The organism is Pseudomarimonas arenosa, from assembly GCF_014841215.1.
GTDB classification, from domain to species: Bacteria; Pseudomonadota; Gammaproteobacteria; order Xanthomonadales; family Xanthomonadaceae; genus Pseudomarimonas; species Pseudomarimonas arenosa.
On record NZ_JACYTR010000004.1, the window covers coordinates 87720 to 114511 of the forward strand.

Genomic DNA, 26792 nt, shown 5'->3' on the forward strand with positions numbered 1-26792 from the left:
TCAGCCGACCTGTCCTATCAACTTCAATCGCTTGTCATCGGGAATCTCGTGATAGGCGAGAACCGACAACTGCGGCACGCTATGCCGCACCAGGCGTGACAGCACCGGACGCACCGGCCCTGGCACCAGCAGCACCGCCGGTTGGCCCAAGGCCTCCTGGCGTTTCACCACATCGGCCAGGTTCTGGTTAAGGCGATCGGCCAAACCCGGTTCCAGCGCTGTGCTGCTGCCTGCGACTGACTCCTGCAAAATGCGTTCCAGGTTCGGTGCCAGGGTGTAGATCGGCAATTCGGGTGCCAGACCATTGATCTCCTGCACGATGAAACGCCCCATTGCTGCGCGGGCGGCGGCGGTCAGGTCACCGGCATCGGTGCTGGTTTGCGCGTGTTCGACCAAGGCCTCGGCGATGCGCTTGAAATGACGAATCGGCACGCGCTCGACCAGCAAGTTCTGCAGTACGCGGGCGATGGTGGCTGCCGGCATGGCGCGCGGGGTGAGGTCTTCGACCAGCTTGGGTGAGGTCTTGGCCAATGTGGAGAGCAGCTGCTGCACTTCCTCGTGGCCCAGCAACTCGTGCGAGTGTTCTCGGATCAGGTGTGAAAGATGGGTAGCGATAACCGTCGCCGGATCGACCACGGTGTAGCCCAGACCTTCAGCCTCAGGCCGCTGCACCGGCAGAATCCACACGGCGTCGAGACCAAATGCCGGATCTTTGGCGGGGATACCGTCGAGCTTGCCAAAAACCTGTCCCGGGTCCAGTGCCATCTCGCGATCAGGATGGATATCGCCCGAGGCGATGGCCGCGCCGTGCACCAGAATTCGGTAGCTGGCCGGCGGCAGCTCGAGATTGTCGCGAATGTGCACCGGTGGGATCAGGAAGCCTATGTCCTGCGTCAGCTTCTTGCGCACGCCCTTGATTCGGCTCAGCAACTCGCCGCCATTCTTGCGTTCCACCAGGGGCACCAGGCGGTAGCCGACCTCGATGCCAAGTGGGTCCACCGGTGCCAGATCGTCCCAGCTGAGCTCGGGGGCTGGCTGCTTGGCGGCGTCCGGCGGGGGCGGTGCCAGTGCTTCCCGTTTGGCATCCTCGTTGCGCTTGAAGAGTTTCCAGCTGCCAAAGGCCAGCAGTAGGCCGAGCAACAGAAACGGCAGGTTGGGCATGCCCGGGATCAGTCCGATCACCACCATCACCAGCGCCGCTACGCCCAGCGCACGCTCCGAGCCCAGCATCTGCTTCATGATCGTTTCGGTCATGTCCTGCGGCCGCGAAATGCGCGTAACCAGCATGGCCACACCGGTCGAAATCAGCAGGGCCGGAATCTGCGCCACCAGACCGTCACCGATCGTCAGCAGGGCGTAGATCTGCGCCGCCTGGGTGAAGCTGAGGTCGTGCTGCAGCACACCGATCAGCAGGCCGCCAATCAGGTTGATGAACAGAATCAGGATGCCGGCGATGGCATCGCCGCGAACGAACTTGCTGGCACCGTCCATCGAGCCGTAGAAGTCCGCTTCTTCGCGCACCTCCTCGCGTCTGGCCTTGGCTTCATCGCGTGACAACAGGCCGGCATTGAGATCGGCGTCGATCGCCATCTGCTTGCCGGGCAGGGCGTCGAGGGTGAAGCGCGCCGACACTTCAGAGATGCGTCCGGCACCCTTGGTGATGACGACGAAGTTGATGATGGTAAGGATGCCGAACACCACGATGCCGACGGCATAGTTGCCGCCGATCACGAACTCACCGAAGGCCTCGATCACCTGGCCGGCTGCGTGGCTGCCTTCGTGGCCGTTGAGCAATACCACACGTGTGGACGCCACGTTGAGTGCCAATCGAAGCAGGGTGGCCACCAACAGCACGGTGGGGAAAATGGTGAAATCGAGCGGACGCTGGATGTAGATCACGCCCAACAACACCACCAGTGACAGCGCGATGTTGAAGGTGAACAGGGCGTCCAGCAGCGGCGTCGGCAGTGGCAGCACGACCATGCCAAGCAAGGCCAGCAACAGCAGGGGGGCGCCGAATCCTTGACGCACCGCGCTGCGAGCGCGATCGAAAACCGTCAGTTGTGCTGCCATCCGATTGTCCACCTGGGTTATGCGTTACTTCGGATCGTCGGGAATCTGGATCGGCGGCATTTCCGGATAGCGCCCACCATGGCGGCGCCATTGCTTCAGTTGGTAGACGTAGGTCAGCACCTGGGCAACGGCGGCGTACAGGGTGACCGGAATTTCCCGGCCAATCGGAACTTGTCTATACAAGCTCCGTGCCAGGGGTGGGGAAGAAACGATCGGGATGCGGTGTTGCTCGGCCACCTTGCGGATATTCGCGGCGACCTCGTCGATGCCCTTGGCCACTACCAGTGGGGCACGCATCTTGGTGGCTTTGTACTCGACGGCGACCGCGTAGTGAGTTGGGTTGACCAGCACCGCGTCGGCGTTGGGAATGGCCTCCATCGTGCGGCGTTGCGCAACTTCCTGCTGCAGCCGGCGAATCTTGCCCTTCACCTCCGGGCTGCCTTCGCTTTCCTTCAGCTCATCGCGCAGTTCCTGTCGTGTCATCAGCAGACGTTGTCGATGGCTCCACAGTTGATAGGGCACATCAAGGCCGGCAATCAGCAGCAGTCCGATTGCCATCGCCACCACGATCGACAGCGCCAGGTTGAAGCCATGGACTACCGCTGCTTCCAGCGGCTCATGCATCAACGCCACCAGGCCAGGCGCGATCTCGGCGATGGCGAAACCGCCGAACCCACCGATCACCGCCACCCGCAGCAGGGAACGTGCAAATTCGGCCAGGCCCTCGCGGCCGTAGATGCGCTTCAATCCCTTGATCGGATCGAGCTTGCTGAAGTCGGGTGACAGTGGCTTGTTGCTCCAGGACAGCCCGCCCAGCGAGAAGGGGGCGAGAAAGCCGGCCAACAGGCAGGCGAAGGCTATGGGGGCGGCGATCCAGAGTAGATCGCCCAAGGCGACGAAAAAGTGGGTCGACAGCCGCGCGGTATCGTTGCGTGCCTCGTGAAAATTGGTCAGATAGTCGGACAGCCAGATGGTTGCGCGTTGCCCCATCCAGCCACCAAAGGCAAAGAAGGTGATCGCCGCGGCGCCGAACACCGCGGCTGTGGAGAGCTCGCGCGAACGCGGTACCTGGCCCTGCTCGAGGGCTTCGCGCAGGCGCTTTTCGGTAGGTTGTTCGGTGCGGTCCTGGCCGGTGTCTTCGCCTTGTGCCATGCGTCACTCCAGCAGGCTGGCGGCGGCATTGAAGGCCTGGTCAAACAGCAGGCGTGCCGGCTCGGTAAGCTCGGTGACCAACACCGCCATCAGCAGCATGCCCACGGTCAGGGCGGCGGGCAGGCCGACGGCGATCGGGTTCAAGGCCGGCGCGGCGCGACCCAGCACGCCAAAGGCCAGATTGACCACCACCATCGCCATCATCAAGGGCAGGGCGATCTGCACACCGGTGATCAGGGCAATGGCCAGAAAACGCGGCGCCCCGCTAACCATCTTCACCGGATCGGGCACGCTGCCGCCGATCGGCACCAGGTTGTAGCTATCGATGATCATGCGCAGCATGGCGAGATGACCATCAAAGGCCAGGAACAACAGGGCAAAGCCGATGTAGAACCACATGCCTACCACGCCCGAGGTGGCGCCGCCGCGCAGCGGGTCGGCCAGCTGTGCAAACGACAGTGCCATGCCTTGGGCCACCAGCTCGCCGGCCAGGGCGGCGGCCTCGAAGGCGACGCGCAGCGTAAAGCCCATGGACATGCCGATGGCCATCTCGGTGATGATCGCCACGATGGTGCGGCCGTCGAATTGCGTCAGCGGCGGGCTTTCGATCAAGGGCGCCACAACGCAGCTCAGCGACAGGGCCACGATCAGGCGAATCCGTCCCGGCAGGGCGCGAGTGCCGACGATCGGCGCCACCATCAGCATTGCCCCCAGGCGCAGCGAGGCCCAGATCACTTCGCTGACAAAGCCCATCAGCAAGAGGCCACCGATCAGCACCGGCGTGGTGGCATCCATCAGCGGCTAACCTTGAGCTCCATCGAAGGTGGGCGACACGCCCACCCTACAATGGCGTGGCGTAGGGTGGGCCTGCGGTCCACCATCCCAACACCTGCTTCCACTCCCAGGCATGGCTAACTGACCAGCTGCGGTATTCGCTGGATCAAGGCCGAGGCGAAATCGACCAGCCTGCCGAGCAGCCAACTGCCGCCTGCGGCCAGCACGAACGCCAGGGCGATCGCTTTGGCCACGAAGGCGATGGTCGGCTCATTGACCTGGGTTGCAGCCTGCACCACGCCGACGATCACGCCGATGAACAGCACCGTGAGCAGCAGGGGCAGGCCGATCATCAGGGCCGTCTCCAACCCGAGTCGCAATTCAGTGAGGGCTTGATCGGGCGTCATGGCATTCGAAAGCTCGCTGCCAACGAGCCCATCACCAGGATCCAGCCATCGACCAGCACGAACAGCAGAATCTTGAACGGTGCCGAGACCAGCATCGGCGACATCATCATCATGCCCATCGACATCAGCACGCTGGCCACCACCAGATCGATCACCACGAAAGGAATGAACAACAGGAAGCCAATCTCAAATGCCGTGCGCAGCTCGCTGGTCAGGAAGGAGGCGGCAAGGATGTGCAGGGGAACGTCTTCCGGGCCGGCATAACCGGTACTTCCGGCGAGGCCGGCGAACATCAGCAGATCGCGCTCGCGTACCTGGGCGAACATGAAGGCGCGAAACGGAGCGATGGCAGCATCGAAGGCGGCGCGCGCGTCGAGTTGACCGTCGAGGTAGGGGCGAATGCCAGCCTCCCAGGCCACATCCAAGGTCGGCATCATCACCAGCAGGGTGAGAAACAAGGCCAGGCCAAGCAGAATCTGATTGCTCGGCGTCTGTCCGGTGCCCAGTGCCTGACGCAGCAGGGCCAATACGATGATGATGCGGGTGAAGGCGGTCATGCTGAGCAACACCGCCGGAAGCAGGGTGATGAAGGTCATCACCAGCAGCACCTGCAACGACAGGCTCACGTCCTGGGTGCCGACCCGGGCCACCGTGATATCGGGCAGAACTGGGTTGGCGGCAGGCTGTGTGGTCGCCGAGGTCGGATCCTGCGCCGCCTGCGCCCAGGCAGGGTCGAGCGGCAGCAGGCAAATCAGGCAGGCCAGGCCAATCCAGGCCGCGGTCAGCCACTTCATGGCTTGTCCTTGCTGCCGAATCGGGCCAGCACCTTGGAAAAGTCAGCTGCCGGCTCGCTGGGCAGCGGCGGGTCCAGTCGATCGATCAGGGCGACCTGTTCTGCGGTGACGCCCAGCACCCATTGCTGTTCACCGATTTCCACCACGACCACCCGTTCCCGCACACCCAGACTGAGGCTGGCGACCACGCGCAGCTGACTGTGACCACGCATCTGAATGCCGGGCAGGCGGCGAATCAGCCAGGCCAGCAGCAAGATCAGTGCAACAACAAAAATCAGGGCGAGCAGGGAGGCGCCGAGGGCGCCCAGGCTGCTGCTGGCTTCTACTGTGGCGCCGCCATTGCTCACTTGAGGCGTTTGACCCGTTCGGCCGGGCTGATCACATCGGTCAGTCGGATGCCAAAGCGCTCGTTCACCACCACCACCTCGCCGTGGGCGATCAACGTGCCATTGACGTACACGTCGAAAGGCTCGCCGGTCTGACGCTCGAGTTCGACCACCGATCCCTGGTTGAGTTGCAGCAGGTTGCGGATCGGCATCCGTGCACGACCGACTTCCAATGACACCGTGACCGGTACATCGAGGATGACATCGAGGTTGAGGTCTTTCTTTTCGCCACCGCTGCTGCCGCTGTCGGCCGGTTTGGCCACCTGCTCTGACAGGTCGCCCCACATTGCCCGTTCGGCTTCGCTCATTTCGCCGCTCATAATGCTCTCGCTTTGGTGAGTTCGAGTTGGGTCATGGTGCGAACCGGTGGAACCGCACGTTGAATCTGCACGGCGCACTTGCCGTGCGAGCTGCCAAACTTGCCATAGAACAACGGTTGCTTCTCGATTGACAGCGGTACCTGGTCAGGCAGGTCCAGCGGAATGATGTCGCCAGGTTTGTAGTTCAGTACTTGTCCCAGGGTGCTGCGCAATTCTGCCAGGGTGCAGGAAAACTCCACCTCTGCCTCGCAGATCTGCTCGTTCATCGCGGTGACCCAGCCTTCATCACGCTCGACTCGATCGCTGGCCACGCCGGCATCGAGCAGGTCACGAATCGGCTCGATCATCGAGTACGGCAAGGTCACGTGCAGCTCGCCACCGCCGCCTTCGAGTTCGACGTGGAAGCGGCTTACCACCACGTATTCGCGCGGGCTGACGATGGTGGCGAAATGCGGATTGACCTCGGAGTTCAGATACTCGAACTCGACCCTCAACACCGGGGCCCAGGCTTCCTGCAGATCCTCGAAGGTTTGCCGCAGCAGTAGCTGGATCACCCGCATTTCCGTCGGGGTGAATTCTCGACCTTCGATCTTGGTCGGGTAGCGCCCGTCGCCGCCGAAGAAATTGTCCACCACGGTGAAGATCAACTTGGGCTCGAACAGGATCAGGGCCGTACCACGCAATGGTTTGAGCTTGACCAGGTTGAGGTTGGTCGGGACGTACAGCGTGTGCACATAGTCCATGAACTTGTGTAGTTCGATGCCGCGCACCGATAGCTCGGTGGAGCGTCGCAGCAAGTTGAACAGGCCGACGCGCCACAGACGAACGAAGCGTTCATTGATCATTTCCAGCGTCGGCAGCCGACCGCGAACGATACGGTCCTGACTGGCTAGATCGAAATTGCGTACCTCATGGGGGTCGACTGGCGCAGCCTCGGTTTCAACATCGCCTGCGTCGACGCCGTGGAGAAGGGCATCGATCTCGTCTTGCGAGAGCAGGTCGGCGCCCATGGCTACTGCGTCACGAAGCTGGTGAAGAAAACCGATTCCACCACCGTGGAGCCGGTGGCCTCGTTCAACACGTCCTGGACCTCTTTCAGGGCGTCGTTCTGCAGTGCTTCCTTGGCCTCACGTGTGCGTACACCGTCCACTGTCTGTTGCGAGAACAGCATCAGCAAGCGATTGCGAATGATCGGTTGGTGCGCCTCGATCTTCTTCTTGGCCTCCGGGTCGCGGGTCATCAACTGCACTTCAACCTGCAGGTAGCGATCGCCGCCCGGATCGGCCAGATTGACCACGAAGGGCGGATCCAAGGCCAGATATTCTGTCTTGCCAGTGGGTACAGGCGCATCGCCATTGCCATCGGCCGGCACCTCAGCACCTGGTTGTGCCGGCGCTGCCTGTCGGCTCAGGAAGAACGCGGCGCCACCGCCGGCCGCAGCGGCCACCAGCACCGCGCCGATGATGATCGGGATGAGCTTCTTCTTGCCGCTCACGGCAGCGGGGGCGTCCTTTGCAGAGTTCTTTCCTGGTTTGGCGGCCATTCGCTATTCCCGTTTCGATTGGGGCGTTTCGATTGTGCAATCTTTGCGCTTGGAGTAACAGGCTTCAGGTGCAGCCATCAGGCGTACTCACTCAGACCGCCGGCATGCCAGCGCCGGGCCACGCTGATCTGCGATTCGCCTTCGCTCGACAGTCGGTCGGGATTGCGCTCGCTGTGTTCGCGACCCGCACTCTGTGAATCCGACTGTGACTTGCCGTCGCTGACGCCGGTATCGGCCAGGGTGATGCCCTGCTCAGCGAACATCTCACGCAGCTTGGGCACGCTGGTTTCCAGTAGATGGCGGGTTTCGGCGCTGGCTGCCACGAATTCCACCCGGGCCTGTTTGCCCTCCATTTGCAACTCGATCTCGATCTGGCCCAGATCTTCCGGGTGCAACTCGATGCTTGCCCGTCCGACTGACTTGTCAGCCATCCAGTCGAGCTGTGCCCACACGGCATCGGCCAGCTGCTGTGGCCGTTCAGTGGCGGTCGAACTACTGAGATCCAGCCGGCGCTCCGGGGCCGCCAGTTCCGTGAGCTGCTGTTCGAGCTGCTGAACGGCGCTGCTGTTGTCGCCATTGGCCAGCATGGCGGAGAGATTGGCGACACTGAGGTTGTCCGCGGCAGCGCTCTTGCCGTCGGGCAGGACCGCGAACTTGCTCTGCAATGAGCCCCCGACGAGGGCCTGCATTCCGCCCTCCGAGAAGGCGTCGTTCGGCGCCGCGGCAGGTTGGCCGGCGAGGGAGAACAATGCCGGTGTGCTCGCAGGCGCCAGCAAGTCGTTGGCCGGGCCTGATGGGGCCGGGCTTGATGGGGCTGCGTCCGCGGCCAGGCCGCTCGTGCTCAAGCGCAGCGACGGCATCGGTGTGGCGAGTGCGATGGCCACCGTGGCAGCGTGTGATTTGGCCTGGGTAGGTGGCGGCGGCATCAGCGTAGCGGCCATCGCCGCGTCGATGGAGGGTGCGGCCGCAGGATTGAACGATGGGTTGTGCTGATCCGGCGTCGTGCTGACGGGAACTTCGGCCAGCGGCAACATCAATCCGGCCCAGACTACGGCGTCCAGCGACTCTTGCTCGGCCAGTTCCAGCGCCGGCTCAAACGTGGGCAGGGCAGGGCCTTTTCCGAAGGTCCAGCCATTGCTGGGTGGCTGCTCGCCGTCGATCGTGATCGGCAGCGAGAACAAAGGTTGAGACTCGCCGTGGGTGACATTGCCGGCCTCGACCGTGCTGCTGATGGCGTCGCCGGCCAGCAGGTTGAAAAGACTGAGTGTCGAACTGTTCATTCCGCATCCTCCTCGGCGCGCCGACCATGTCGCGCCACGGCATAGTCATCGAGCTGGCGTTGCGAGAGCCGATCCTCCACGCGACGTTGCTCTTCGCGATAGTTATCTGCCAACTTGTCGACCACCTTGCGTTCGCGCGACACCACGGTGAGTCGTACCCGTTCGAGCTCGGCCTGCGAACGCGAGTTGTCTACCTGCTTCTTCTGGCTTTCCACCGCCTCACCCAAGCGCCCGCGAAATGCCTGCCGATTGCCGATCTGCGCTGGCGAGATCGAGTCGCCGATCGGCCACTGCGAGTACTCATCGCAAAAGCGCAGCAGGTCGTTCAAGCGCTGCTCCTGCGCGCTCAGCGCGCGGATCTTGTTGGCGTATTCCTTGGCCACCGCGTTCTGGCGCTCCTCGACGCGGCGAATCAATGGGTCGATGCGACGTAACTTGTCGTTCATGCGGCTTCCTTCTTGGCCTCGACCAGTTGTTGCAGGGCGCTTCGGCTGCTCTTCAGGTCGGCCGAGGCATGCACGTCCTGGCTGACGAAGGCAGTGAGCTTGGGCCAACGCTCAATCGCTTCATCCACTCGGGGATCGCTGCCGCGTTGGTAGGCACCGATCGAAATGAGATCGCGATGACTGTTGTAGCTCGACACCATTTGCTTCACTCGCCTGATCTGCTCGCGCCACTCGGCCGAACAGATGTCGGTGACTACGCGGCTCACCGACGCCTCGATATCCACCGCGGGGTAGATGCCGCTGTCGGCGATCTTGCGGGTCAGTACGATGTGGCCGTCGAGAATCGCTCGGGCCGCATCGGAAATTGGCTCCTGCTGGTCGTCACCTTCGCTCAATACGGTGTAAAACGCCGTGATGGAGCCGCTGCCCGCGGCACCATTGCCAGCGCGTTCGATCAGGGCCGGCAGTTTGGCGAACACCGAGGGCGGATAGCCGCGGGTGGTGGGCGGCTCGCCCACCGACAAGCCGATTTCGCGCAGGGCGTGGGCATAGCGGGTCACCGAATCCATCAACAGCAGCACATTGGCACCCTGATCACGAAACCACTCGGCAATCGAGGTGGCACGAAGCGCTGCATGCACGCGGGCCAGCGGTGGTCGATCGGCAGGCGTGGCGACCACCACGGCGCGGCGCAAGCCGTCCTTGCCGAGACTGTTGTCGATGAAATCGCGCACTTCACGTCCGCGTTCGCCGATCAGCCCGACCACTACCACGTCGGCAGTGGTGTAGCGAGTCATCATTCCAAGCAGGGTTGATTTGCCCACACCGGAGCCCGCCATCAAGCCAACGCGTTGACCACGACCGATCGGCAGCATGGCATTGATTACCCGCACTCCAACATCAAGTTGCGTCTTGATGGGGTCGCGCATCAGCGGGTTGATGGGTTTTCCGGCCAGACGCACGCTGTCTTCGCTGCGAATCGGGCCTTTGCCGTCGATCGGGTCGCCGTTGCTGTCAATCACTCGGCCGAGCAGGCCGTGACCGACGGGCACGTGGCCAGAGCTGGACAAGGGCAGCACTCGTGCGCCGGGTAGCACGCCATGCAGTTCTTCGGCCGGCATCAGGAAGGTGCGGTCGCTGGCGAAGCCGACCACTTCGGCATTGATCCATTCGCCGGCACTGCCCTCAATGCTGGCCGGTGAACCGAGCGGAATGCGGCAGCCGGTGGCTTCCAGGGTGAGTCCGACCACGCGACGCAGCACGCCTTCGCGCACAATGCCCAGTTCGCCCGGCTCGCAGCGCAGGCGGCGTAGCCGCTCTGCGACCTGATGGCATCGAGTGGCCAGCATCAGCGACCTCCCTCAACCGATTGCCGCAGCGCATTCAGTGCACTCTCCAGACGCGCCTTCAACGTGGCATCGATGCGAACGGTTGGGGTGTGCACCCTGACATCACCGCGCTTCATCGTCGGGTCGGCGACGAGGCGAGCATCCAGTTGTGCGCCGCCGGCCTGCAGCATATTGAGATCGGCGGGGTTGAGTCGCAGTTCGGCTTCGCGACGCATGTCGCCGACCAGGCTGAGCGCGGTTTGCGCCAATGCGGCCAGCTCTTCCGGATGCACCTCAAGATGATGTTGCACCAGGCGTCCGGCAATCTGAACTGCCAGTTCCCCCAGCGCTTCGGCCACTTCGGTGTCGAGATCGGAAAGTGGTTTGCTGAAGCCATTGATCAGCAATTGCAGCTGATGGCGCAGATTGCGTATTTCCTGTTCGCCAGCGGCCAAGCCTTCCGCCTTGCCGGCGGCAAAGCCTTCGGCGCGGGCTTCGCTTTCGATCTGCGCCAATTCTTCGACGCTCGGGCCAAGGCGGCTCTGAGCACCCGATGATGTGTTCGGCTGCAGGCGCTTTTGCGGCTGGCCGTCGAAATCCGGCGCATCCCAGCGGGTGGCCTCGGCGGCGCTCATACGAAGTCCTCACCCTTGGCACTGAGTTGAATCTGCCCTTCATCGGACAAGCGTCGAACGGTGGCCAGGATTTCCTTCTGCGCCTCTTCCACCTCGCTCAAACGCACCGGGCCGCGCGCTTCCATATCCTCCTGCAGGATCTGCGAGGCACGCTGCGACATGTTCTTCAGCACGCGCTCCTTGATTCTCGGATCGCCGCCGCGCAGGGCCAGGCCCAGCTTGTCGTTCGGCACTTCGCGCAGCATGGTCTGAATCGAGCGGTCATCGAGCGCGGCCAGATCGTCGAACACGAACATCAGCTCGCGGATCTGCGTGCCAAGATCGGCATCGACCGAGCTGATCGAGCTCATCACAAGCTGTTCGGTGGAGGTGTCGAGCTCGTTGATGATATTCGCCGCCACCTTCACGCCGCCGATATGCGATGCGCGGGAAGCCTGGCTACCGGTGAATTGCTTCTCCATTGCTTCGTTCAATTCATTGAGTGCCGTCGGGGGCACCGAATCGAGTCGGGCGATGCGCAGCACGATGTCACCGCGAGTGCGTTCGGGGACGACCTTCAACACATCGGCGGCCTGGTCGGAATCCAGATGCGCCAGCACGATGGCCTGAATTTGTGGATGCTCGTTGCGGATCAGTTCTGCGATCGCGCGTGGCTCCATCCATTTCAGATTGTCCAGGCCACGTGTGTTGCGGCCGAGCAGGATGCGATCGATCAGGCCGCTGGCCTTGTCTTCGCCGAGTGCCTGCACCAGCACATTGCGCACGTAGTCATCGGCGCCGACGCCGAGTGAGGTCTGTTCCGAAAGCTCGGCTACGAACTCGCTCATCACTCCCTCGACAGCAGCGCGATTGACGTTGTTCAAGGTGGCCATGGCCATGCCAACTTTCTGCACTTCCTTGGCGCTCATGTGCTTGAGCACCTCGGCCGCATGTTGTTCGCCGAGCGACATCAGCAGAACGGCGGCGCGTTGCACGCCGCTAAGGGCAGGGGGCGGTGCTTGCTCAGCCATCTGTGTTCACCCATGAGCGAACCACCTGTGCCACTCGACGCGCGTCTTGATCGACGGCCGCGCGGGCAACGGTGAGGCGCTGCTCGTAATTGCCTGGCCCCGCCAGGATACCTTGTGCTTCCTCTTGCGGGGTGACGCCGGGCAACTGCGCTTGACGCTCATGCGCCAGTTTGCGTGCCGCGCGGTGCTCGGCATCTTCGGCGTCTTCGTCGTCGTCTTCGTCTTCCTCGTCTTCATCGCGTGCCAGACGCGGCGGCGGTGCCGGTGACATCACACTGCGCAGCGCCGGACGCACCACCATGGTCAGCACCAGCAGCACGGCAATGAAGCCCAGCGCGATGCGCGCGTAGTCGCGGTACATCGGGTTTTCATAGAAGGGCGGCTCCTCCAGCGGTGCCAGCGGCTCAGGCGCAACGAAGGCCGCATTGACCACCGATACCGAATCACCGCGATCGGCGCTGAAGCCGATTGCCTCGCGCACCAGGGTCTGGATGCGGGCGATCTCGTCTTCGTTCACCGGGCGCATGGTGGGGTTGCCGGCGTCATCCAGGCCGCCGGGAATATTGTCGACCAGCACGGCCGCCGTGACCCGACTGACCCTGCCCACAGACTGACGGCTATGGCTGATGGTGCGGTCGAGCTCGAAGTTGCGGCTGGCGGTGCGCGAGGCCGATTGCGGAGTGCCGTTGACCTGGGCGCCGCCGCCCTGCGTGGGATCGCCGGTCGGCGGCGTATTCGGTGTGGCGCCGGGAATGCCGCCGGTGCTGACGCCGGTCACGCTCTGTTCCGAGGTCTGCTCGGTGCGCAGGGCAGTGGGATCGGGGGTGAAACTCTCTCGCGCTTCTTCGACTACGGTGAAATCCATATCGACGCTGACTTGCGCGCTGACTCGGCCCGGGCCGGTCATTGGTTCCAGCAAGCGCAGGATGCGTCGCGAATAGTCGTCCTGCAGTCGCTGCACCTGCTCGTACTGGCGCATGCTGACCGCGTCATCGCTGTTCGGATCGGTTTCGCTGAGCAGGCGGCCGCTCTGGTCGATGACGGTGACGCGCTCCGGGCTGAGATCAGGAACGCTGGTCGACACCAGATGCACGATGGCGGCGACCTGGTTGCGCTCCAGCGCGCGGCCCGGATGCAGTTCCAGCAGCACCGAGGCGGCGGCCTTGTCGCGGGCGCGGGTGAAAGCGGTTTGCTTTGGGATCGCCAGATGCACGCGCGAATCGCGCACTGGGCGCAGGGTGGCGATGGTGCGCGAGAGTTCGGTCTCCAGCGCCATCTGGTAGCGCGCGCCTTCGACGAACTGCGATACGCCGAAGCCTTGCTCGCCTTCGATCATTTCAAAGCCGGCGCGGCTGCCATTGGGCAGGCCTTGCCCGGCCAGCTTCAGGCGCGCTTCGTTGAGAGTGGCATCGGGCACGCTGACCGTGCCGGCGGCATCCAGTCGAAACGGTATGTTGGCGGCACGCAATGCCTCGGTGACCTCGGCGGCGTCGCGATCGCTCATCCGCCCGTACAGCGGAGCGTAGCTCGGCGTTTGCCAGAGAAAGAACACCCACAGACCGATGGCCAGGGCTGCAGCCAGCATCACGACCTGGATCAGTTGCCTGATCCCGGGCATGTCTTGAAGTCGACGTTCGAGTACAGCGGCCATGGATTGCCTCAAGGCTCAGGTTACAGCGGCATGTTCATGATTTCCTGGTACGCCTGTACCAGTCGGTTACGCACTTCCACGGTGGCACGAAAAGCGATCTGCGACTGTTGCGTGGCCATCATCACCTTGACCAGATCGACGCTGGGATCGCCCATTTCGAATGCTTCCGCCACGCGCTTCGATTCCATCTGCGATTCGTTCACCTTGCGGATGCTCGATTGCAGGGTCTCGGCGAATCCTGGCCCTTTGACCGGCGCGCTCTCCTGACCGATCGAACTGCTCTGCACCTGGGATTGCAGGCTGCGGATTTGCGAGAGCACGGAGGCGATGGCGTCGGTCATTGGGGCCCCAGCAGGTCGAAGTGCGGACTACGGCTGGGAGGTTGCAAGTTCTGTGCCGACCCTGGCTGGCAGTGCCAACTGCGCCAGAGGCAGGGCAAGTGACGGAATCTCGTCGCGGCGAGATCACGCTGCTGCGCAGCGCAAGGGGAGGCAGGCGGGTGGCGGATCAGGCCACACCTACTCGTCGCGGATCTGTCCTTCGTTGTCCAGGCCGTACTTACGCAGCTTCTCGGCCAGGGTGGTTCGGCGCAGGCCCAGCATTTGTGCGGCATGCGCCACCACGCCACCGGCGCGATCGAGCGCAGCGCGAATCAGGGCGACCTCGATCTGCGCCATGTGTTCTTTCAGATCCAGCCCCTGTTCCGGCAGGCTGTCCACGCTGCTCAGCAGCATGCTGCGCTCGGCCTGTTCCTGAGCCATTTCGCTGAGCCGGCTCTCGCGAGTGTCCTCATGGACGGCGGCCAGCATGGCGCGCTCATGCTCGTCTTCATCGTCAATCGCGACTTTCGCCACCTCGGTCTGATGCGGGGGCGGGGCGGTGCGGGTGCCTGCGGCCGGACGATAGCGGGCCGGCAGGTCATCGGACGACACCACATGCTCGGGGTACATCACCGCCAGACGTTCCAGCAGGTTGCCGAGTTCGCGGATGTTGCCTGGCCAGGCGTACTGGCTGAGGGCGGCGACGGCGTCTTCCGACAGTTCCACATGGCCGCGCCCGCGGCGCTCCATGTCGGCGCTGAGGGTGGCGATGAGGTCGGGAATATCCGTGTTGTGATCGCGCAGGGCCGGCATTTCGATCGGAAACACGTTGAGACGGTAATACAGATCTTCGCGGAACTTGCCGTCGCTGATGGCCTGCTCAAGATTGCGATGGGTGGCCGCGATCACCCTCACGTCACACTGAATGGTCTGATTGCTGCCAACGCGTTCAAAGCAGCGTTCTTGCAGCACACGCAACAATTTGACCTGCATCGGCATGCTCATGTCGCCGATCTCATCCAGCATCAAGCTGCCGCCCTCGGCCATTTCAAAACGCCCCTTTCGCGTCGTCAGCGCACCGGTGAAAGCTCCCTTTTCGTGGCCGAACAGTTCGCTTTCCAATAGCTCAGCCGGAATGGCGCCGCAGTTGATGGCAACAAAGGGCCCGCCGCTGCGTTTGGATAGATCGTGGATGGCGCGCGCGGTGACCTCCTTGCCGGTGCCCGATTCGCCGGTGATTAATACCGTGGTGTCATGCGGCGCCACTTGCGAAATCAGATGGCGCAGGCGACGCACCGCCGGGCTGGTGCCGGTCGGGCCGGTCGCCATAACGGCGGGCGGAATGCGGTGTCGGCGGCGTTCGGCGGCCTTTTTCAGGCATTCGCCGAGTTGTTCCTTCTTCAGCGGATAGTCGATGGTCCAGATCAGTGGCTCGGGATAGCGGCCGCTGCCGAGGCGGTTTTCCTGGCCGCTCAACAACAGCAGGGGCGGGCGGTGCTCAGCATTGCGCAGATCGTCAAGCAGACGATCGATGAGATCACTCGAGTAGACCGAGCCGATGATCACCGCCAACCAGTCACCGTGGTCGTGATGCAGGGCTTGCTGCCAAGCCACCGGCTCCAGATCAAGCAGTTCCAACGCGCCAGCCAGACGCTCGCCGCGTCCACTGTCTTCGTCCAGCACGAGAACGCTCTTTGAGTGCACCGGTGCTCCTTCTGCCTGCCATCAGGTTCGCATGGTGGCAACGTTAGCCGACCGAAACGTGAAGCCGAAGCGAAGTTTCCGAACTTTGCGCCGACATTTTGGCAGCCTGTGATGCAGCGCACAGCTCGGCCTTAAACTGTCAGCTTGGGCGGGCAAGATCAAGTCGCTGATCGCGACTCCGGTTTACGCGCGGCCAGCTCGCGTCGATGCAGGCGAAAGAGATGGCGTTCCAAGGCCTGCTGCAGATTGGGCGTAAGCGGTTTGAATTGCAGCCAGACGCGGCTGCCGCCGTCGTCCAGCGAAGCATGCGCCAGGGTGATGATCGGCAGTTCCAGGCGCTGTGGCAGCCAAACCAAGGGTTGAATCAGCAGGAAGCCCTTGTCCGGCGGCGTCGGCTCGGGGTGGCGCATCTCGACACCGTGACGCGACCAGCGGATGCGCTGCATCGGCAGGTCACTGCGATCGCGGCGCAGCATGCTGGCCAGGGTTTCCAACACCAGATTGAGCTTGGCCTCCATTCGATGGAGAGCGATATCCTTTTGCCCATGCTCGTCGCGCTCTTCGTGCGGCGAGTCTTCGATCAGGGCCAGGCTGCGCAGGATTGTTTCGGACTGGTCGAGTGCGCGCTCGATGCTGCCCGCGTCGGGCGCCAGCGTACGCAGCGCCACCGGCACGTCGGTGTCGCAGGTCAGGGCGTCACCGAACAGAGTGTCGGCCGCGGCGGTGGGCGAGTGCTCAGCCATACCCCTCTCCGGATGCGTGACTGCAACCAGAATAGCGATTTTGGCGCATCGAAGTCAGGCCGCGATCGCTGGCCCGGCGCGCTGCTCAAGTGGGATGGCGGCCCAGCCCGAGGCAATCTCAGCCAGCAACTGCGTGGCCTCGGCGATCGGCACTGGGTCGCTGCTGCCGTGACCTTCGAGCATGCGCAGGGCGACGTAGCTGTACAGGTACTGCAACCTGTTGGCGATTTCGCCGGCGCGCGGATCCAGGGCCGCATGCAGGGTGTCGATGATCCTCAAGGCCGACATCACGGCACGCGCGCAGCCTTTGGCATCTTTGGACTGCAGCGCCCGTCCGGCGATGTGGCCGCGGTGCACGGCACCTTGCAGCAACAGGGCAACTTGGGCGTGCGGGTCGGGTTCGCAAACGGGAATCGGTGTCCCCTTGGTTCTGTTGGTCATGTCCTTAGCTCCTCGATTGACCGGCCTCAGCCCTGTGAACCGCCCAGGCCGGCCAGCTGTTGTGCAAGGTATTGGCTGGTGTTGTTGAGTTTGGCCAATAAGCCATCCAGCGCGACAAACTGCTTGCGGTAGCGCTCTTCAATACCCACCAAGCGTCGATCGAGAGCGCTGCGATCGGCGGTGACATTCTTCAGTGCGCGGTCCAGGCTTTCGCTGCGTTGAATCAGGGTGCCGTTATTGCCGAGCACGGAGTCGAGGTAGCTCGACAGCCCGCGGGTCAGCGCGGCCTCTTCGCCAGCGAACAGACGACGATAGGCATTCGGGCTGGCCTCGAGGCCTTGCAGGAAATCCGCCGACTTGAAGCTCAGCGAGCCGTCGACGCCGGTATCGATGCCCAGCTTCACGCCTTCACTGGCCGCAGCCCGAAACGCGTCGCTGAGCACGTTACGCAGTTGGGCGGTGGCATTGCGCACAAAGGCATCACCGTTGAGCGCCTGGGCTGTATTGTTGTTCTCATCGTAGGCCGACACCTGGGCCAGCACCTTCAAGGCCGTGTTGTAGGCATTGACGAAACCTTCGACCGCGGCGCGCGCGCCACTGGTGTCTTCAGCCACCGTCAGGGTAAAGCTATGACCCAGCTCGGCTTTCTTCAGCGTGAGATCGAGGCCGCTGATCACATCGGAAAGACTGTTGCTGGACGCGGTGCGTTTGACACCGTCGACATACAACACGGCATCACTGGCAGGCGCGGTTTCATCCATTGCGCCCGCTTGTGGCGAGTTTGGGTCGAAGGTAAAAGCCTGCAGCGAGGAGCCGCCGGCCGTTTGGCTGATGGTGATTTCTCCGGCCGAGCCGGTGACTCCCGAGGTGAGACTCAGGCTGAAGCCATCGTCACCGCGAATCACGCTGGCCTGCAGCTTGCCACCGGCCGCCTGGTTGATCGCTTGCGCCGCTTCATAGATATCGGTATCGGCGGCGATCACCACATCGAACTGACTGCCGTCGAGGGTGAAACTCAGTGTTCCGGTCGGCAAGGCGTCGGTGGCCGAGCTGATCGCGGCAGGATCGGATTGAAGCTTCTGCGCGGATGCCAAGGATTCCACTTCGATCGTGTATCGGCCCAGCGCAGGCGTGCTGCCCACCTTGATCGAGGCGCTCAGCCGATCGCTATCCGACGAGCTGACCTTGCGTGCATCGAAGGCGGCACCGTCGCGCAGCTTGTTGACTGCGGTCTGCAACTGGCTGAAGGCCGATTTGACCTGGGCGACTGCAGAGATCTGTGCCTTGGTCCGTGCCTCGCGACGGTTCAATGCCGCCGATGGACCGGCACGTTCAGAATCAACCAGCTGCTGCACCAGGCTGGAAATATCCAGTCCCGAGCCCAGTCCGACATTGCTGATCAAGCCCATCGCTGAGTGTCCTCCCACTTGAAGACAGCCAATGACCCCGCCGCGCGAGCGCGGGGCGGGGTGAGTTTGACTGTCCGGCTACGGCTCATCAGGGCGTTCCATCGACTAGCGCAGCAGGTTCAGCACGTTCTGCGGCAACTGATTGGCCTGGGCCAGAATCGCCACACCGGCCTGCTGCAGAATCTGCGCCCGGGTCAGCTCGGCGGTTTCCTGGGCGAAGTCGGCATCGAGGATGCGCGAGCGCGAGGCCTGCAGGTTCTCCGAGGTGGTTTGCAGATTGTTGATGGTCGATTCAAAGCGGTTTTGGATCGCACCAAAGTTGCTGCGCAGTCCACTGACCGAGGTGAGTGCCGAATCGACTCGGATGATCACCTCATCGGCGTTCTCCGGGGTCAGCACATTGGCCATGGTCAAATTGCCCGAGGTCGGCGTGAAGTTGGTGCCGACGAAGCCAAGCAGACCGTTGGCCTGCAAGCCGCCGAGAGTGAATTCACGGGCCGACAAGAGGCTTAAGCTACCGTCGGGATTGGCCTGGGCGAATACGCCGCTGACGTTGTTGTTGATAGCGCCGGCGAAGTCGCGGGTGCTGGCATAGGTGCCGGCCAAGTCAACCGTAGTACCGGGCGGCACGGTGATGGTGAAGTCGCCCGGTGCCAAGGTGATCGACCCTGCGCCAAGACCGGCCACGCCAGCGCCGTTGGTGATGCCGGCTGCGATTGCATTGGGGTCGGCACCGGCAATGGTGACCGCGGGCGAACCCAAGGAATTGTTGGTGATCAGTAGGGTGCCGGAGTTGTTGGTCACCGTGTAAGCGCCCGCACCCGCGGCTGCGTTGAGCTGCGTTTGGAGATCGGTGGCCAGCTGGTTCAGATTGCCGGTGTAGTCCTGATTGAGGACGATCGCATTGCCGTCAACTTGGAAGCTGGCATTGGTGGTGATCGCGCCGGTCTGGTTGCCGAACGCCGCGGCGGTGGCATTGGCGTCCGCATTGGTGATTGCGACCGGCGCGGAGCCATCATTGCGCACGATCGAAATCACACCGGCCGAGTTGCTGACCGTGTAGTTTCCAGGCGAGCCGGCATCCATTTGCGTCTGGATCGCCGCCGCCAAAGCGTCAAAGGTGGCGTAGTTCTGATCCAGGGTGATCGGCACGCCGTCGATGTCGAAATGGGCTTCGGTTGCGGCCGTAGAGGTGCCGATCACGCCAGTCTGGTTGATAATGCCAGCGGCGGTGGCGCCCGGATCGGCATTGCTGATCACCACCGGACCGGAGCCGGCTGCGTTGTTGACGATGGTGATATTGGTACCGTCGTTGTTGACTGTGTACTGACCGGGCGCTGCAGTGTTGAGCGCGGCCTGGATGCCGCCCGCCAACACCGGAATGCTGGCCGATAGGTCGGTGTTCAAGGTGATCGGAATGCCATCGACCTGGAACGTTGCGCCAGTGCCGCCTGCGCTGCCGGCGGAAGCGACGAAACCGGCGGTGGTGCCATTGGCATCAACGCTTAACACTTCGACTGCGGTAGCGCTGGCGTTATTGGTGAACTGCAGGCCGCCCGGTACGGCAGCGACCGTGGCTGTGGCCAGATCACCGCCACCTGCCTGGACCTGCGCCTGGATAGCAGCGGCCAGCGCAGTGGCATCGGCGTATGAGCCGTTCAAGGTCACGCCGATGGTGTTGGCGCCGATACGTACGTCGAGCTGCGCCAATCGACTGCCGGTGAAGTCGTATAGATCGGCGCTGGCCGGCGGCGCGGCTTGATAGCTGGCCGCAATCGGCTGCAGGTTGTTCCCGCCGAAGGTGTTGGCTGAGAAGTCGGTGGGCGTCGGCGCGGCGATGGTGATTTCGCCGCTGGGTCCGAACAATCGGTTCGATGCGGCGATTGCCAAGCTACCGTCGGCCGTGCCGGAGGTGCTGAAATCGACGTTGGCTGGATTCAGCAGGCGGCTGATCGAGCCGCCGGTGGCAGCGCTGCCCAGGGCCACCGATTGCGCAGTGGCAATGGCGCCCAGAGTATCCAGCCGCATGCTGGTATCCAGGGTCAGGCTGATCGTTTCACCAGCATTGGCGCCGACCTGGAAGGTCGCGTTGCCAAAGGTACCGTCGAGAATCTTCTGGCCGTTGAACGAAGTCTGCGCCGCGGTGCGATCGATCTCCGCCAGTCGCTGCTGCACTTCTGCATCGAGCGCAGCGCGATCGGACGCACTATTGGTGGCATTGCGCGACTGGACGGCCAGCTCGCGAATGCGCTGCAGGTTGTTGGTCACCTCGGCCAGCGCGCCCTCCGCGGTCTGCGACAGCGAGATGCCATCGTTGGCATTGCGAATGGCCACATTAAGGCCACGAATCTGGGTGGTGAAGCGTTCGGAAATCGCCAACCCGGCGGCGTCGTCCTTGGCGCTGTTGATCCGCAAACCGGAAGAGAGGCGCTGCAGGGCGACCGCGAGCGACGAGCCTGAGTTGCTCAGATTCCTCTGCGCATTCAGCGAGGGAATATTGGTATTGATAACTTGCGACATAAACACGCTCCTCGGAATGGAATGCCGGGCGTGAACTCGCTCTCGCCGGCGTCCCCCTCCTTCCGCGGCCTCTGGCCTGGAAATTGGTACGGACGGCTTGCCTCAAGCATGGTCCGTGCCAAGTGCTTGAATGGCCGGGGGTGGGTGTTCGTGTCGGGCGTTTGACGCCTCACGGTTGCTTCGTTAACTGATTGAAAGTGCTTGGAATTATTCGAAAATGGCGAAGTAGTGGGTTAAGCTGCTCAGGCCGGCGCTGAGCCGCTGAGACGGCCTGGTGTCAAGGGATTGGCGCGGGCGTGTTCGCTGATGGCGCTGCCCCCTCACCCCAACCCCTCTCCCTCCAGGGGAGAGGGGCTTAGCGGCCGCACTCTTACAATGCGCAGGGACCTTGAACCGAAGCGGATTCGAGCCCCACTCTCCTGGTGGGGTGAGGCGGGATTTCGAGCGGCGGCGCCGCGAGCTGCCGAACGCCCGTGCGCCTGCGTGCGCGCGGGCCGGGGCGCGGGGTGGGGTGAATGGGCACCCGATCAATGATGCTTCTTGTAGCTCTCCACCGAGCGCGACTTGGCGCTGAAGGCCTCCAGCTCGCGGCGTGCCTCGTCCTGCATGGCGAGCAGATGCTGCATCAGGTCGCGGGCGCGTTGCAGTAGCGCGACAAAGGGCGGCGTAGCCAGCTGTTCCACCGGCATTGCATGCAGGGTGGCGGCGTGCTCATCCATCAAGGCATGCGCGTCTTCCCAGCGCTGCTCTTCACAGCAGGCCTGCAGACGGTCGAGTTGATCGATGAGTTGTTGCAGCTCAGGCATGGCGCGAGGTGGGCGTGGACGGGGGCTCCGTCGGCGGCTCACTGGCGCTGGGCGTTGCCAATTGGCGGAAAGCCTGCTCGATCGGGGTGAGCAAGCGTACCACCGCTCGCAGTCCCTCCAGATCGTTTTGCGCATTGGCCGAGACCAGTCTGGCCTCAGCGGTCGTATAGATCGATGAAAGGCGGTCGGCGATCTCGCCACCGCCGTCGTGGTCGAGTGAGGCGCGCAATGCCTCGAGAATGGTGAGGACGGTATTGATGGTGGTCAGTTTTTCACTGATCTGGCCGTTCTGAATCTGCGTTTCGGCGAGGCGGATACGGTCGATGGCACCGCTCAGGAGAAGCGCTAGCTTGCGCTGTGGCGGCAGTTCGACGCCGCTGTGGATGGCAGCGGACTTGTAGGCGTCAGCGTTGCCGCGGGAGGGATACATCAACAATCTCCGTCATGCTCATGAGTTGGAGCTTGCCAGACCTTGCAGTTGTTGTGCCAGGAACTGACTGGTGCTGTTCAGCTGCGCGACCAGTGAGTCCAGCGCGATGAATTGCTTGCGGTAACGCTCTTCGATGCTTTCCAGCCGCCGCTCCAGCGTTTCGCGATCCTTGGCCACCAGATCCAACGAGCGAGTCAGGGCGTCGTTGCGCTGCGTCAATACGCCGTCGTTGGCCAGCACATCGCCCAGATAGCTCGACAGGTTCTGGGTCAGGGCGGCGTCTTCGCCGGAGTACAGCGATTTCACCGCGCTCGGATTGGCCGCCAGATTCTGGCTGAAGGTAGTGGCATTGAAGGTCAGCGTGCCATCGACCTGGGTATTGATGGCCAGATTGACTCCCGCTTCATTGGCCGCATTCAAGGCACCGCCAATGTAGCTGCGCAGCTGGCTGCGGGCGCTGCGCACGAAAATGTCGCCATTCAGAGCCTGCGCCGTGTTCGCCTCGGGGTCGTAGGCGGATACGTCGTCGAGCGTTTTCAGCACATTGTTGTAGGCCGTGACAAAGCCCTGCACGGCACCGCTGGCGCTGCTGCTGTCCTCGCTGACCGTCAGCTTGACAGTGACGCCGAGCTCGGCCTGCTTCAGCGTCAGGTCCAGGCCGCTGATGGCATCGTTGATCGAGTTGCTCGACGAGGTTCGCTTGACGCCGTCGATGTAGAACACGGCATCGCTGGCCGGCGTGCTTTCGCTCAAGGTGCCCGGCTGCGGGCTGTTCGGGTCGAAAGTGAAGGCCTCAAGACCGGTGCCCACCGTTTGGCTGATGCTGATCTCACCGGCGCTACCGGTGATGCCGGAGGTCAGGCTCAGGCTGAAACCGTCGTCGCCATTGACCACGGCGGCTTGCACCTTGCCGCCGGAGGACTGGTTGATTGAACTGGCCAGGTCGTAGATGGTGGTGTCGGCGCCGACCACGACGTCGAAGCTGTCGCCATCGACCGAGAAGCTCAGCGTGCCGGTGGCCAAAGCGGCTTCGCCATCGGTGACCAGGGTGGGGTCGGACTGCAGCTTCTGCGCCGCAGCCAGCGATTCGACTTCGAGATCGAAGCTGCCCAGCGCCGGTGACTGTCCGGCGCTGATGCTGACGCCAATCCGGTCGGTGGCATCCGAGCTTGCCTTGCGGGCCTCGAAGACATTGCCCGTACGCAGCTTGTCGACCGCTGTCTGCAGCGAGGCAAAGGCCGACTTGACCTTGCCGATGGCCGAGATCTGCGCGTTGGCGCGTGCTTCGCGCCGATTCAGGATCAGGTCGGGCCCGGCGCGCTCGGCGGCGACCAGCTGGTTGACCAGGCTGGTGATGTCGAGGCCCGAGCCAAGACCGATGTTACTGATCAATGCCATGGCTGCACTCCTTCATCGAATGCCTCTGCGACAGGAGGGCAGGCAGGCCTGCCCCCGGGGTCACCGGGCGCCGCGTTGGTCCAAGGCGGCGCGGGCCAACTCGATCGCCTCTTCGCGAGGGATCTGCCGCACGACTTCGCCGCTTTGCGAGTCGAGCACCTGCACAATCACGCGGCCCACGTCCGACTCTACTCGGAACTTGAGCTGGGTGCCGGCGGTCGCGTTGTCAAGAAACCGCTGCAGGCTGCGCGCGTCGGCCTGCGTGCCGGAGCCCGCTGAGCCATACGCCGCCGGTGAGGCGGTGGAACTGATGGGAGGAAAACTGCTGCTCATATGACTCACCCTCCGGGGACGGTGCCCGATGGACAAGCGCCGGCCTGAGCTTACGCCCAGGCCGGCTCCGGTTTCATCCTGATTGTCCTACGACTTCGAAGATCGAACTGTGATCCCTTAGCGCAAGAGGCTCAGAACATTCTGCGGCAACTGGTTGGCCTGGGCCAGAATCGCCACACCGGCCTGCTGCAGGATCTGCGCGCGGGTCAGGTTGGCGGTTTCAGCTGCGAAGTCGGCATCGAGGATGCGCGACCGCGAAGCAGCCAGGTTCTCAGCGGTGCCCTGCAGGTTGGCGATGGTCGACTCGAAGCGGTTCTGAATCGCACCGAAGTCACTGCGCAGCGAGCTGACCGATTGCAGAGCCGAGTCGATGCGGACAATCGCTTCGTCGGCTGCGGTGGTGGTGAGCACGTTGACATCGTTCAGCGAACCGTTGCTGGTCGCCACTTCGGTGGTGGTGAAGCCTATGGTGGTGGCATCGCTACCGCCGACGGTGAAGGCCAGGGCCGATTGCAGCTGCAGCTTGCCGTCGGTGCTGATCGACGCGAACACACCGTTGGCGTTGGTGTTGATGTCGTCCGCCAAGGCCTGCGCGGTGTCGTAAGTGCCGCTAAAGGTGCTGGTCTTACCGGTGCCGTCGAGGATGGTCAGGCTGGACAAAGTCACCGTCCCGGCGCCGATGCCGGCCGTGCCGGTGGCGTTGCCAAAGCCTGCCGCCGCCGCATTGCTACCGGGATCTGCGCCGGTGATCGTGACCGCGGCGGAGCCAAGCGTGTCATTGGTGATGCTAATGGTGCCGCCGTTCTCGGTGACGGTATAGCCGGTCAGCTGGCTTTCCAGGTCCGCGGCCAACAAGGCTGCACTCGCATAGTCCTGATCCAGAGTCACGGTAGTGCCATCGACATCAAACGAGGCATTGGTGGTGACGACGCCGGTCTGGTTGCCGAAGCCGGCCGAGGTGGCCCGCGCATTGGCATTGGTGATCGCCACCGGCGTGGCGCCGGAATTCAAGACAATGGAGATGTCGCCTGCATTGTTCGAGACGGTGTACACACCTGCGCCGGCACCGGTATCGAGATCGGCCTGGATCGCGGCGGCCACATCGTCAAAGGTGGCATAGTTGTCGTCGAGGGTGACGTTGAATCCGTCAACGTCGAAGGTGGCTGTGGTCGCCGTATTGGCGGCCGTGATACCGGTTTCATTGACGATGCCGGAGGCTACCGCGCCCAGGTTCGCATTGCTGATCACGGTGGCAGCTGAGCCGGCGGCGTTGTTGACGATGCGATAGTCGTTGCCGCCCGCGTCTTCAACCGTATAAGCGCCCGGAGCCGCGGTATTCAGTTGCGATTGAATCTCGGCCAGTACACCCGCCTTGTCGGTCAGGTCGGTAGTGAGATTAACGGTATTGCCATCGACCTGGAACGATGCGCCTGTGCCACCCGCGGTGCCCGCGCTGTTCTCCAGGCCCAGGGCCTGGGAGTTGGCGTCGGCGTCGGAGATGACCACCGCGGCAGCATTGCCGACATCGGTGAAGGTCAGCTGGCCAGCGGAGAAGCCAACAGTCGGGCCGGCGCCGGTCACTGCGACGATCTGGGCCTGAATCTCTGCAGCCAGCGCTGTTCCGTCAACGAAGGCCTGGTTCAGCGTGATACCGACGGTGGCGCCGTCGATGGTGACGTCGAACTGGGCAAGGTTGGCGCCGCTGAAGTCATAAGCATTGCCGCCGCCGGGGTTGAAGCTGGCTTCGATTGACTGCGTGTTGCTGCCGTCGAACGTCACCGTGCTGAAATTGGTTGTGCCGGTGGTGATGGTGACTTGTCCGGTATCACCAAACAGTCGGTTCGACGCGGCAATTTCCAGACTGCCATCGGCAGTGCCGGCAGTGCCGAACAACAACGAAGACGGCGTGACATCCAGGCTGCCGCCGGTAGCGGTGGCGCCCAGCGCATTCGACACAGCTTCGGCAATCTTGCCGATGTTGTTGGCGCGGGTGCTGGAATCCAGATTCAGGCTGATGGTTTCACCGGCGTTCGAGCCGACCTGGAAGGTGGCCTTGCCGAAGGTGCCGTCGAGAATCTTCTGACCATTGAACGAGGTCTGCGAGGCGGTGCGCTCGATCTCGGCCAGACGCTGCTGCACTTCGGCGTTCAGCGCGGCGCGATCGGAGGCGCTATTGGTGGCATTGCGGGCCTGCACGGCCAGCTCACGAATACGCTGCAGGTTGTTGCTGATCTCACCCAATGCGCCTTCGGCGGTCTGCGACAGCGAAATGCCGTCATTCGCGTTGCGCACCGCAACATTCAAGCCGCGAATCTGGGTGCTGAAGCGTTCGGAAATCGCCAGACCGGCGGCGTCGTCCTTGGCGCTGTTGATGCGCAGGCCGGAAGACAGTCGCTGCAGGGACGTCGCCAGGGACAGCGCAGAATTGGTCAGATTGCGCTGAGCGTTGAGCGACTGGACGTTGGTGTTGATGACCTGTGTCATGAGAGGTTCTCCAGTAGGATTTGCTGCTCGGCATTGGGTGAGCCGGTTCCTGCAGCGTTCCGACCACCCGGTCTTCGTGCGCTGCTGAGAAAGTTATCGGCGACCGCTGGGAGAACTTTAGGTTTGAAGCTCGAAAATTTTCGATTTGTGGGCCTGATCACGAATATTGCCCGCTGCTTCACATGGCCTTGATTTTCAGGGGTTTGGCGCAGGCGGCAATCGTGATTGAGGTGTGATGATTTGCCCCACTGAGTGGCTTTTCGGGCAGGTACCACGGCAAGCGTGAGCGTGCGGTCCCGTTTGGCTGGCTTCGACGCGCTCAGCCAGCGTGTTGCTGCCGCGATTCGCACGATGACGCACCCTGAGCTTGCCGAAGGGTGCCTGGAGAGGCGAGGCGTTTACGGA

At 63.0% G+C, this 26792-nt stretch carries 26 protein-coding genes and 2 pseudogenes; all 28 read right to left on the reverse strand.

The window, feature by feature from the left end; genetic code table 11:
* Entirely contained in the window at positions 1-2073 is a 2073-nt protein-coding gene (gene flhA / locus IFO71_RS03140; protein ID WP_192028076.1) for a flagellar biosynthesis protein FlhA, read from the reverse strand.
* 24 nt (positions 2074-2097) lie between these two features.
* Positions 2098-3225 carry a flagellar biosynthesis protein FlhB gene (gene flhB / locus IFO71_RS03145; RefSeq protein WP_192028077.1) on the reverse strand — a complete coding sequence of 376 codons (1128 nt, stop codon included), beginning with the start codon at positions 3223-3225 and terminating at the stop codon, positions 2098-2100.
* Between the two features lie 3 nt (positions 3226-3228).
* Entirely contained in the window at positions 3229-4020 is a 792-nt protein-coding gene (fliR, locus tag IFO71_RS03150; protein ID WP_192028078.1) for a flagellar biosynthetic protein FliR, read from the reverse strand.
* Positions 4021-4136: 116 nt separating this feature from the next.
* Positions 4137-4406 (reverse strand): flagellar biosynthetic protein FliQ, encoded by a 270-nt coding sequence (locus IFO71_RS03155; RefSeq protein WP_192028079.1) that lies wholly within the window; start codon positions 4404-4406, stop codon positions 4137-4139.
* Positions 4403-5200, reverse strand: a complete 798-nt coding sequence (gene fliP, locus IFO71_RS03160) for a flagellar type III secretion system pore protein FliP (protein WP_192028080.1) — start codon at positions 5198-5200, stop codon at positions 4403-4405. The genes IFO71_RS03155 and fliP overlap by 4 nt, the downstream gene beginning before the upstream one ends.
* A complete protein-coding gene (fliO, locus tag IFO71_RS03165) occupies positions 5197-5547 on the reverse strand; it encodes a flagellar biosynthetic protein FliO (protein ID WP_192028081.1) in 351 nt (116 codons plus the stop codon). The genes fliP and fliO overlap by 4 nt, the downstream gene beginning before the upstream one ends.
* On the reverse strand, positions 5544-5873 hold the full coding sequence (gene fliN / locus IFO71_RS03170; protein ID WP_192028168.1) for a flagellar motor switch protein FliN: 330 nt from the start codon (positions 5871-5873) through the stop codon (positions 5544-5546). Before fliN ends, fliO begins: the two co-directional genes overlap by 4 nt.
* Before the next feature lie 29 nt (positions 5874-5902).
* Positions 5903-6916, reverse strand: coding sequence for a flagellar motor switch protein FliM (gene fliM / locus IFO71_RS03175; RefSeq protein WP_192028082.1), 1014 nt, complete (start codon positions 6914-6916; stop codon positions 5903-5905).
* Positions 6917-6918: 2 nt separating this feature from the next.
* Positions 6919-7449, reverse strand: coding sequence for a flagellar basal body-associated FliL family protein (locus IFO71_RS03180; RefSeq protein WP_192028083.1), 531 nt, complete (start codon positions 7447-7449; stop codon positions 6919-6921).
* 77 nt (positions 7450-7526) lie between these two features.
* Positions 7527-8729, reverse strand: a complete 1203-nt coding sequence (locus IFO71_RS03185) for a flagellar hook-length control protein FliK (RefSeq protein ID WP_192028084.1) — start codon at positions 8727-8729, stop codon at positions 7527-7529.
* The gene (gene fliJ, locus IFO71_RS03190) at positions 8726-9175 is read right to left on the reverse strand and encodes a flagellar export protein FliJ (RefSeq protein WP_192028085.1); all 450 of its coding nucleotides are present in this window, start codon (positions 9173-9175) and stop codon (positions 8726-8728) included. Before fliJ ends, IFO71_RS03185 begins: the two co-directional genes overlap by 4 nt.
* Positions 9172-10524, reverse strand: coding sequence for a flagellar protein export ATPase FliI (gene fliI / locus IFO71_RS03195; protein ID WP_192028086.1), 1353 nt, complete (start codon positions 10522-10524; stop codon positions 9172-9174). Before fliI ends, fliJ begins: the two co-directional genes overlap by 4 nt.
* Positions 10524-11138, reverse strand: a complete 615-nt coding sequence (locus tag IFO71_RS03200) for a FliH/SctL family protein (RefSeq protein ID WP_192028087.1) — start codon at positions 11136-11138, stop codon at positions 10524-10526. The genes fliI and IFO71_RS03200 overlap by 1 nt, the downstream gene beginning before the upstream one ends.
* A complete protein-coding gene (fliG, locus tag IFO71_RS03205; protein ID WP_192028088.1) occupies positions 11135-12148 on the reverse strand; it encodes a flagellar motor switch protein FliG in 1014 nt (337 codons plus the stop codon). Before fliG ends, IFO71_RS03200 begins: the two co-directional genes overlap by 4 nt.
* Entirely contained in the window at positions 12141-13799 is a 1659-nt protein-coding gene (gene fliF / locus IFO71_RS03210; protein WP_192028089.1) for a flagellar basal-body MS-ring/collar protein FliF, read from the reverse strand. Before fliF ends, fliG begins: the two co-directional genes overlap by 8 nt.
* Before the next feature lie 20 nt (positions 13800-13819).
* Complete coding sequence (gene fliE, locus IFO71_RS03215; protein ID WP_192028090.1) at positions 13820-14140, reverse strand: flagellar hook-basal body complex protein FliE; 321 nt, start codon at positions 14138-14140, stop codon at positions 13820-13822.
* 177 nt (positions 14141-14317) lie between these two features.
* On the reverse strand, positions 14318-15823 hold the full coding sequence (locus IFO71_RS03220) for a sigma-54 dependent transcriptional regulator (RefSeq protein WP_192028091.1): 1506 nt from the start codon (positions 15821-15823) through the stop codon (positions 14318-14320).
* 158 nt (positions 15824-15981) lie between these two features.
* A complete protein-coding gene (locus IFO71_RS03225; RefSeq protein ID WP_192028092.1) occupies positions 15982-16566 on the reverse strand; it encodes a PilZ domain-containing protein in 585 nt (194 codons plus the stop codon).
* Positions 16567-16620: 54 nt separating this feature from the next.
* Positions 16621-17007, reverse strand: coding sequence for a flagellar export chaperone FliS (locus tag IFO71_RS03230; protein WP_192028093.1), 387 nt, complete (start codon positions 17005-17007; stop codon positions 16621-16623).
* A gap of 26 nt (positions 17008-17033) precedes the next feature.
* Positions 17034-18416, reverse strand: a complete 1383-nt coding sequence (fliD, locus tag IFO71_RS03235; RefSeq protein ID WP_192028094.1) for a flagellar filament capping protein FliD — start codon at positions 18414-18416, stop codon at positions 17034-17036.
* A 105-nt stretch (positions 18417-18521) separates the two neighbouring features.
* Positions 18522-19502 (reverse strand): flagellin, encoded by a 981-nt coding sequence (locus IFO71_RS22610; protein WP_425502865.1) that lies wholly within the window; start codon positions 19500-19502, stop codon positions 18522-18524.
* Positions 19503-20378: 876 nt separating this feature from the next.
* Positions 20379-20936, reverse strand: a pseudogene (locus IFO71_RS03245) (flagellin N-terminal helical domain-containing protein); the annotation flags it as partial.
* A gap of 527 nt (positions 20937-21463) precedes the next feature.
* Positions 21464-21742 (reverse strand): hypothetical protein, encoded by a 279-nt coding sequence (locus IFO71_RS03250; RefSeq protein ID WP_192028095.1) that lies wholly within the window; start codon positions 21740-21742, stop codon positions 21464-21466.
* Complete coding sequence (fliS, locus tag IFO71_RS03255) at positions 21735-22172, reverse strand: flagellar export chaperone FliS (RefSeq protein WP_192028096.1); 438 nt, start codon at positions 22170-22172, stop codon at positions 21735-21737. Before fliS ends, IFO71_RS03250 begins: the two co-directional genes overlap by 8 nt.
* A gap of 18 nt (positions 22173-22190) precedes the next feature.
* Positions 22191-23570, reverse strand: coding sequence for a flagellar filament capping protein FliD (gene fliD, locus IFO71_RS03260; RefSeq protein ID WP_192028097.1), 1380 nt, complete (start codon positions 23568-23570; stop codon positions 22191-22193).
* A gap of 60 nt (positions 23571-23630) precedes the next feature.
* A complete protein-coding gene (locus IFO71_RS03265; RefSeq protein WP_192028098.1) occupies positions 23631-23903 on the reverse strand; it encodes a flagellar protein FlaG in 273 nt (90 codons plus the stop codon).
* A gap of 117 nt (positions 23904-24020) precedes the next feature.
* The gene (locus IFO71_RS03270) at positions 24021-25682 is read right to left on the reverse strand and encodes a flagellin (protein ID WP_332309305.1); all 1662 of its coding nucleotides are present in this window, start codon (positions 25680-25682) and stop codon (positions 24021-24023) included.
* 42 nt (positions 25683-25724) lie between these two features.
* Positions 25725-26387, reverse strand: a pseudogene (locus IFO71_RS21725) (flagellin N-terminal helical domain-containing protein); the annotation flags it as partial.
* Positions 26388-26792: the final 405 nt, after the last annotated feature.

Bases quoted from the DNA above. Each gene is read 5' to 3' on its own strand.
- fliM (WP_192028082.1), bottom strand. From the start codon at position 6,916: ATGGGCGCCGACCTGCTCTCGCAAGACGAGATCGATGCCCTTCTCCAC.
- IFO71_RS03180 (WP_192028083.1), bottom strand. From the start codon at position 7,449: ATGGCCGCCAAACCAGGAAAGAACTCTGCAAAGGACGCCCCCGCTGCC.
- IFO71_RS03200 (WP_192028087.1), bottom strand. From the start codon at position 11,138: ATGAGCGCCGCCGAGGCCACCCGCTGGGATGCGCCGGATTTCGACGGC.
- IFO71_RS03155 (WP_192028079.1), bottom strand. From the start codon at position 4,406: ATGACGCCCGATCAAGCCCTCACTGAATTGCGACTCGGGTTGGAGACG.
- fliJ (WP_192028085.1), bottom strand. From the start codon at position 9,175: ATGAACGACAAGTTACGTCGCATCGACCCATTGATTCGCCGCGTCGAG.
- fliE (WP_192028090.1), bottom strand. From the start codon at position 14,140: ATGACCGACGCCATCGCCTCCGTGCTCTCGCAAATCCGCAGCCTGCAA.
- flhB (WP_192028077.1), bottom strand. From the start codon at position 3,225: ATGGCACAAGGCGAAGACACCGGCCAGGACCGCACCGAACAACCTACC.
- fliS (WP_192028096.1), bottom strand. From the start codon at position 22,172: ATGTATCCCTCCCGCGGCAACGCTGACGCCTACAAGTCCGCTGCCATC.
- fliR (WP_192028078.1), bottom strand. From the start codon at position 4,020: ATGGATGCCACCACGCCGGTGCTGATCGGTGGCCTCTTGCTGATGGGC.
- IFO71_RS03250 (WP_192028095.1), bottom strand. From the start codon at position 21,742: ATGCCTGAGCTGCAACAACTCATCGATCAACTCGACCGTCTGCAGGCC.
- IFO71_RS03230 (WP_192028093.1), bottom strand. From the start codon at position 17,007: ATGACCAACAGAACCAAGGGGACACCGATTCCCGTTTGCGAACCCGAC.
- fliD (WP_192028094.1), bottom strand. From the start codon at position 18,416: ATGGGCTTGATCAGCAATGTCGGACTGGGCTCGGGACTGGATATTTCC.
- fliP (WP_192028080.1), bottom strand. From the start codon at position 5,200: ATGAAGTGGCTGACCGCGGCCTGGATTGGCCTGGCCTGCCTGATTTGC.
- IFO71_RS03185 (WP_192028084.1), bottom strand. From the start codon at position 8,729: ATGAACAGTTCGACACTCAGTCTTTTCAACCTGCTGGCCGGCGACGCC.
- flhA (WP_192028076.1), bottom strand. From the start codon at position 2,073: ATGGCAGCACAACTGACGGTTTTCGATCGCGCTCGCAGCGCGGTGCGT.
- fliF (WP_192028089.1), bottom strand. From the start codon at position 13,799: ATGGCCGCTGTACTCGAACGTCGACTTCAAGACATGCCCGGGATCAGG.
- fliG (WP_192028088.1), bottom strand. From the start codon at position 12,148: ATGGCTGAGCAAGCACCGCCCCCTGCCCTTAGCGGCGTGCAACGCGCC.
- fliN (WP_192028168.1), bottom strand. From the start codon at position 5,873: ATGTGGGGCGACCTGTCAGAGCAGGTGGCCAAACCGGCCGACAGCGGC.
- fliD (WP_192028097.1), bottom strand. From the start codon at position 23,570: ATGGCATTGATCAGTAACATCGGTCTTGGCTCGGGCCTCGACATCACC.
- fliI (WP_192028086.1), bottom strand. From the start codon at position 10,524: ATGCTGGCCACTCGATGCCATCAGGTCGCAGAGCGGCTACGCCGCCTG.
- IFO71_RS22610 (WP_425502865.1), bottom strand. From the start codon at position 19,502: ATGGATGCCGGCTCGCCTGGAAACTACACGGTCAGCAACTCGGCCGGT.
- IFO71_RS03225 (WP_192028092.1), bottom strand. From the start codon at position 16,566: ATGGCTGAGCACTCGCCCACCGCCGCGGCCGACACTCTGTTCGGTGAC.
- IFO71_RS03265 (WP_192028098.1), bottom strand. From the start codon at position 23,903: ATGAGCAGCAGTTTTCCTCCCATCAGTTCCACCGCCTCACCGGCGGCG.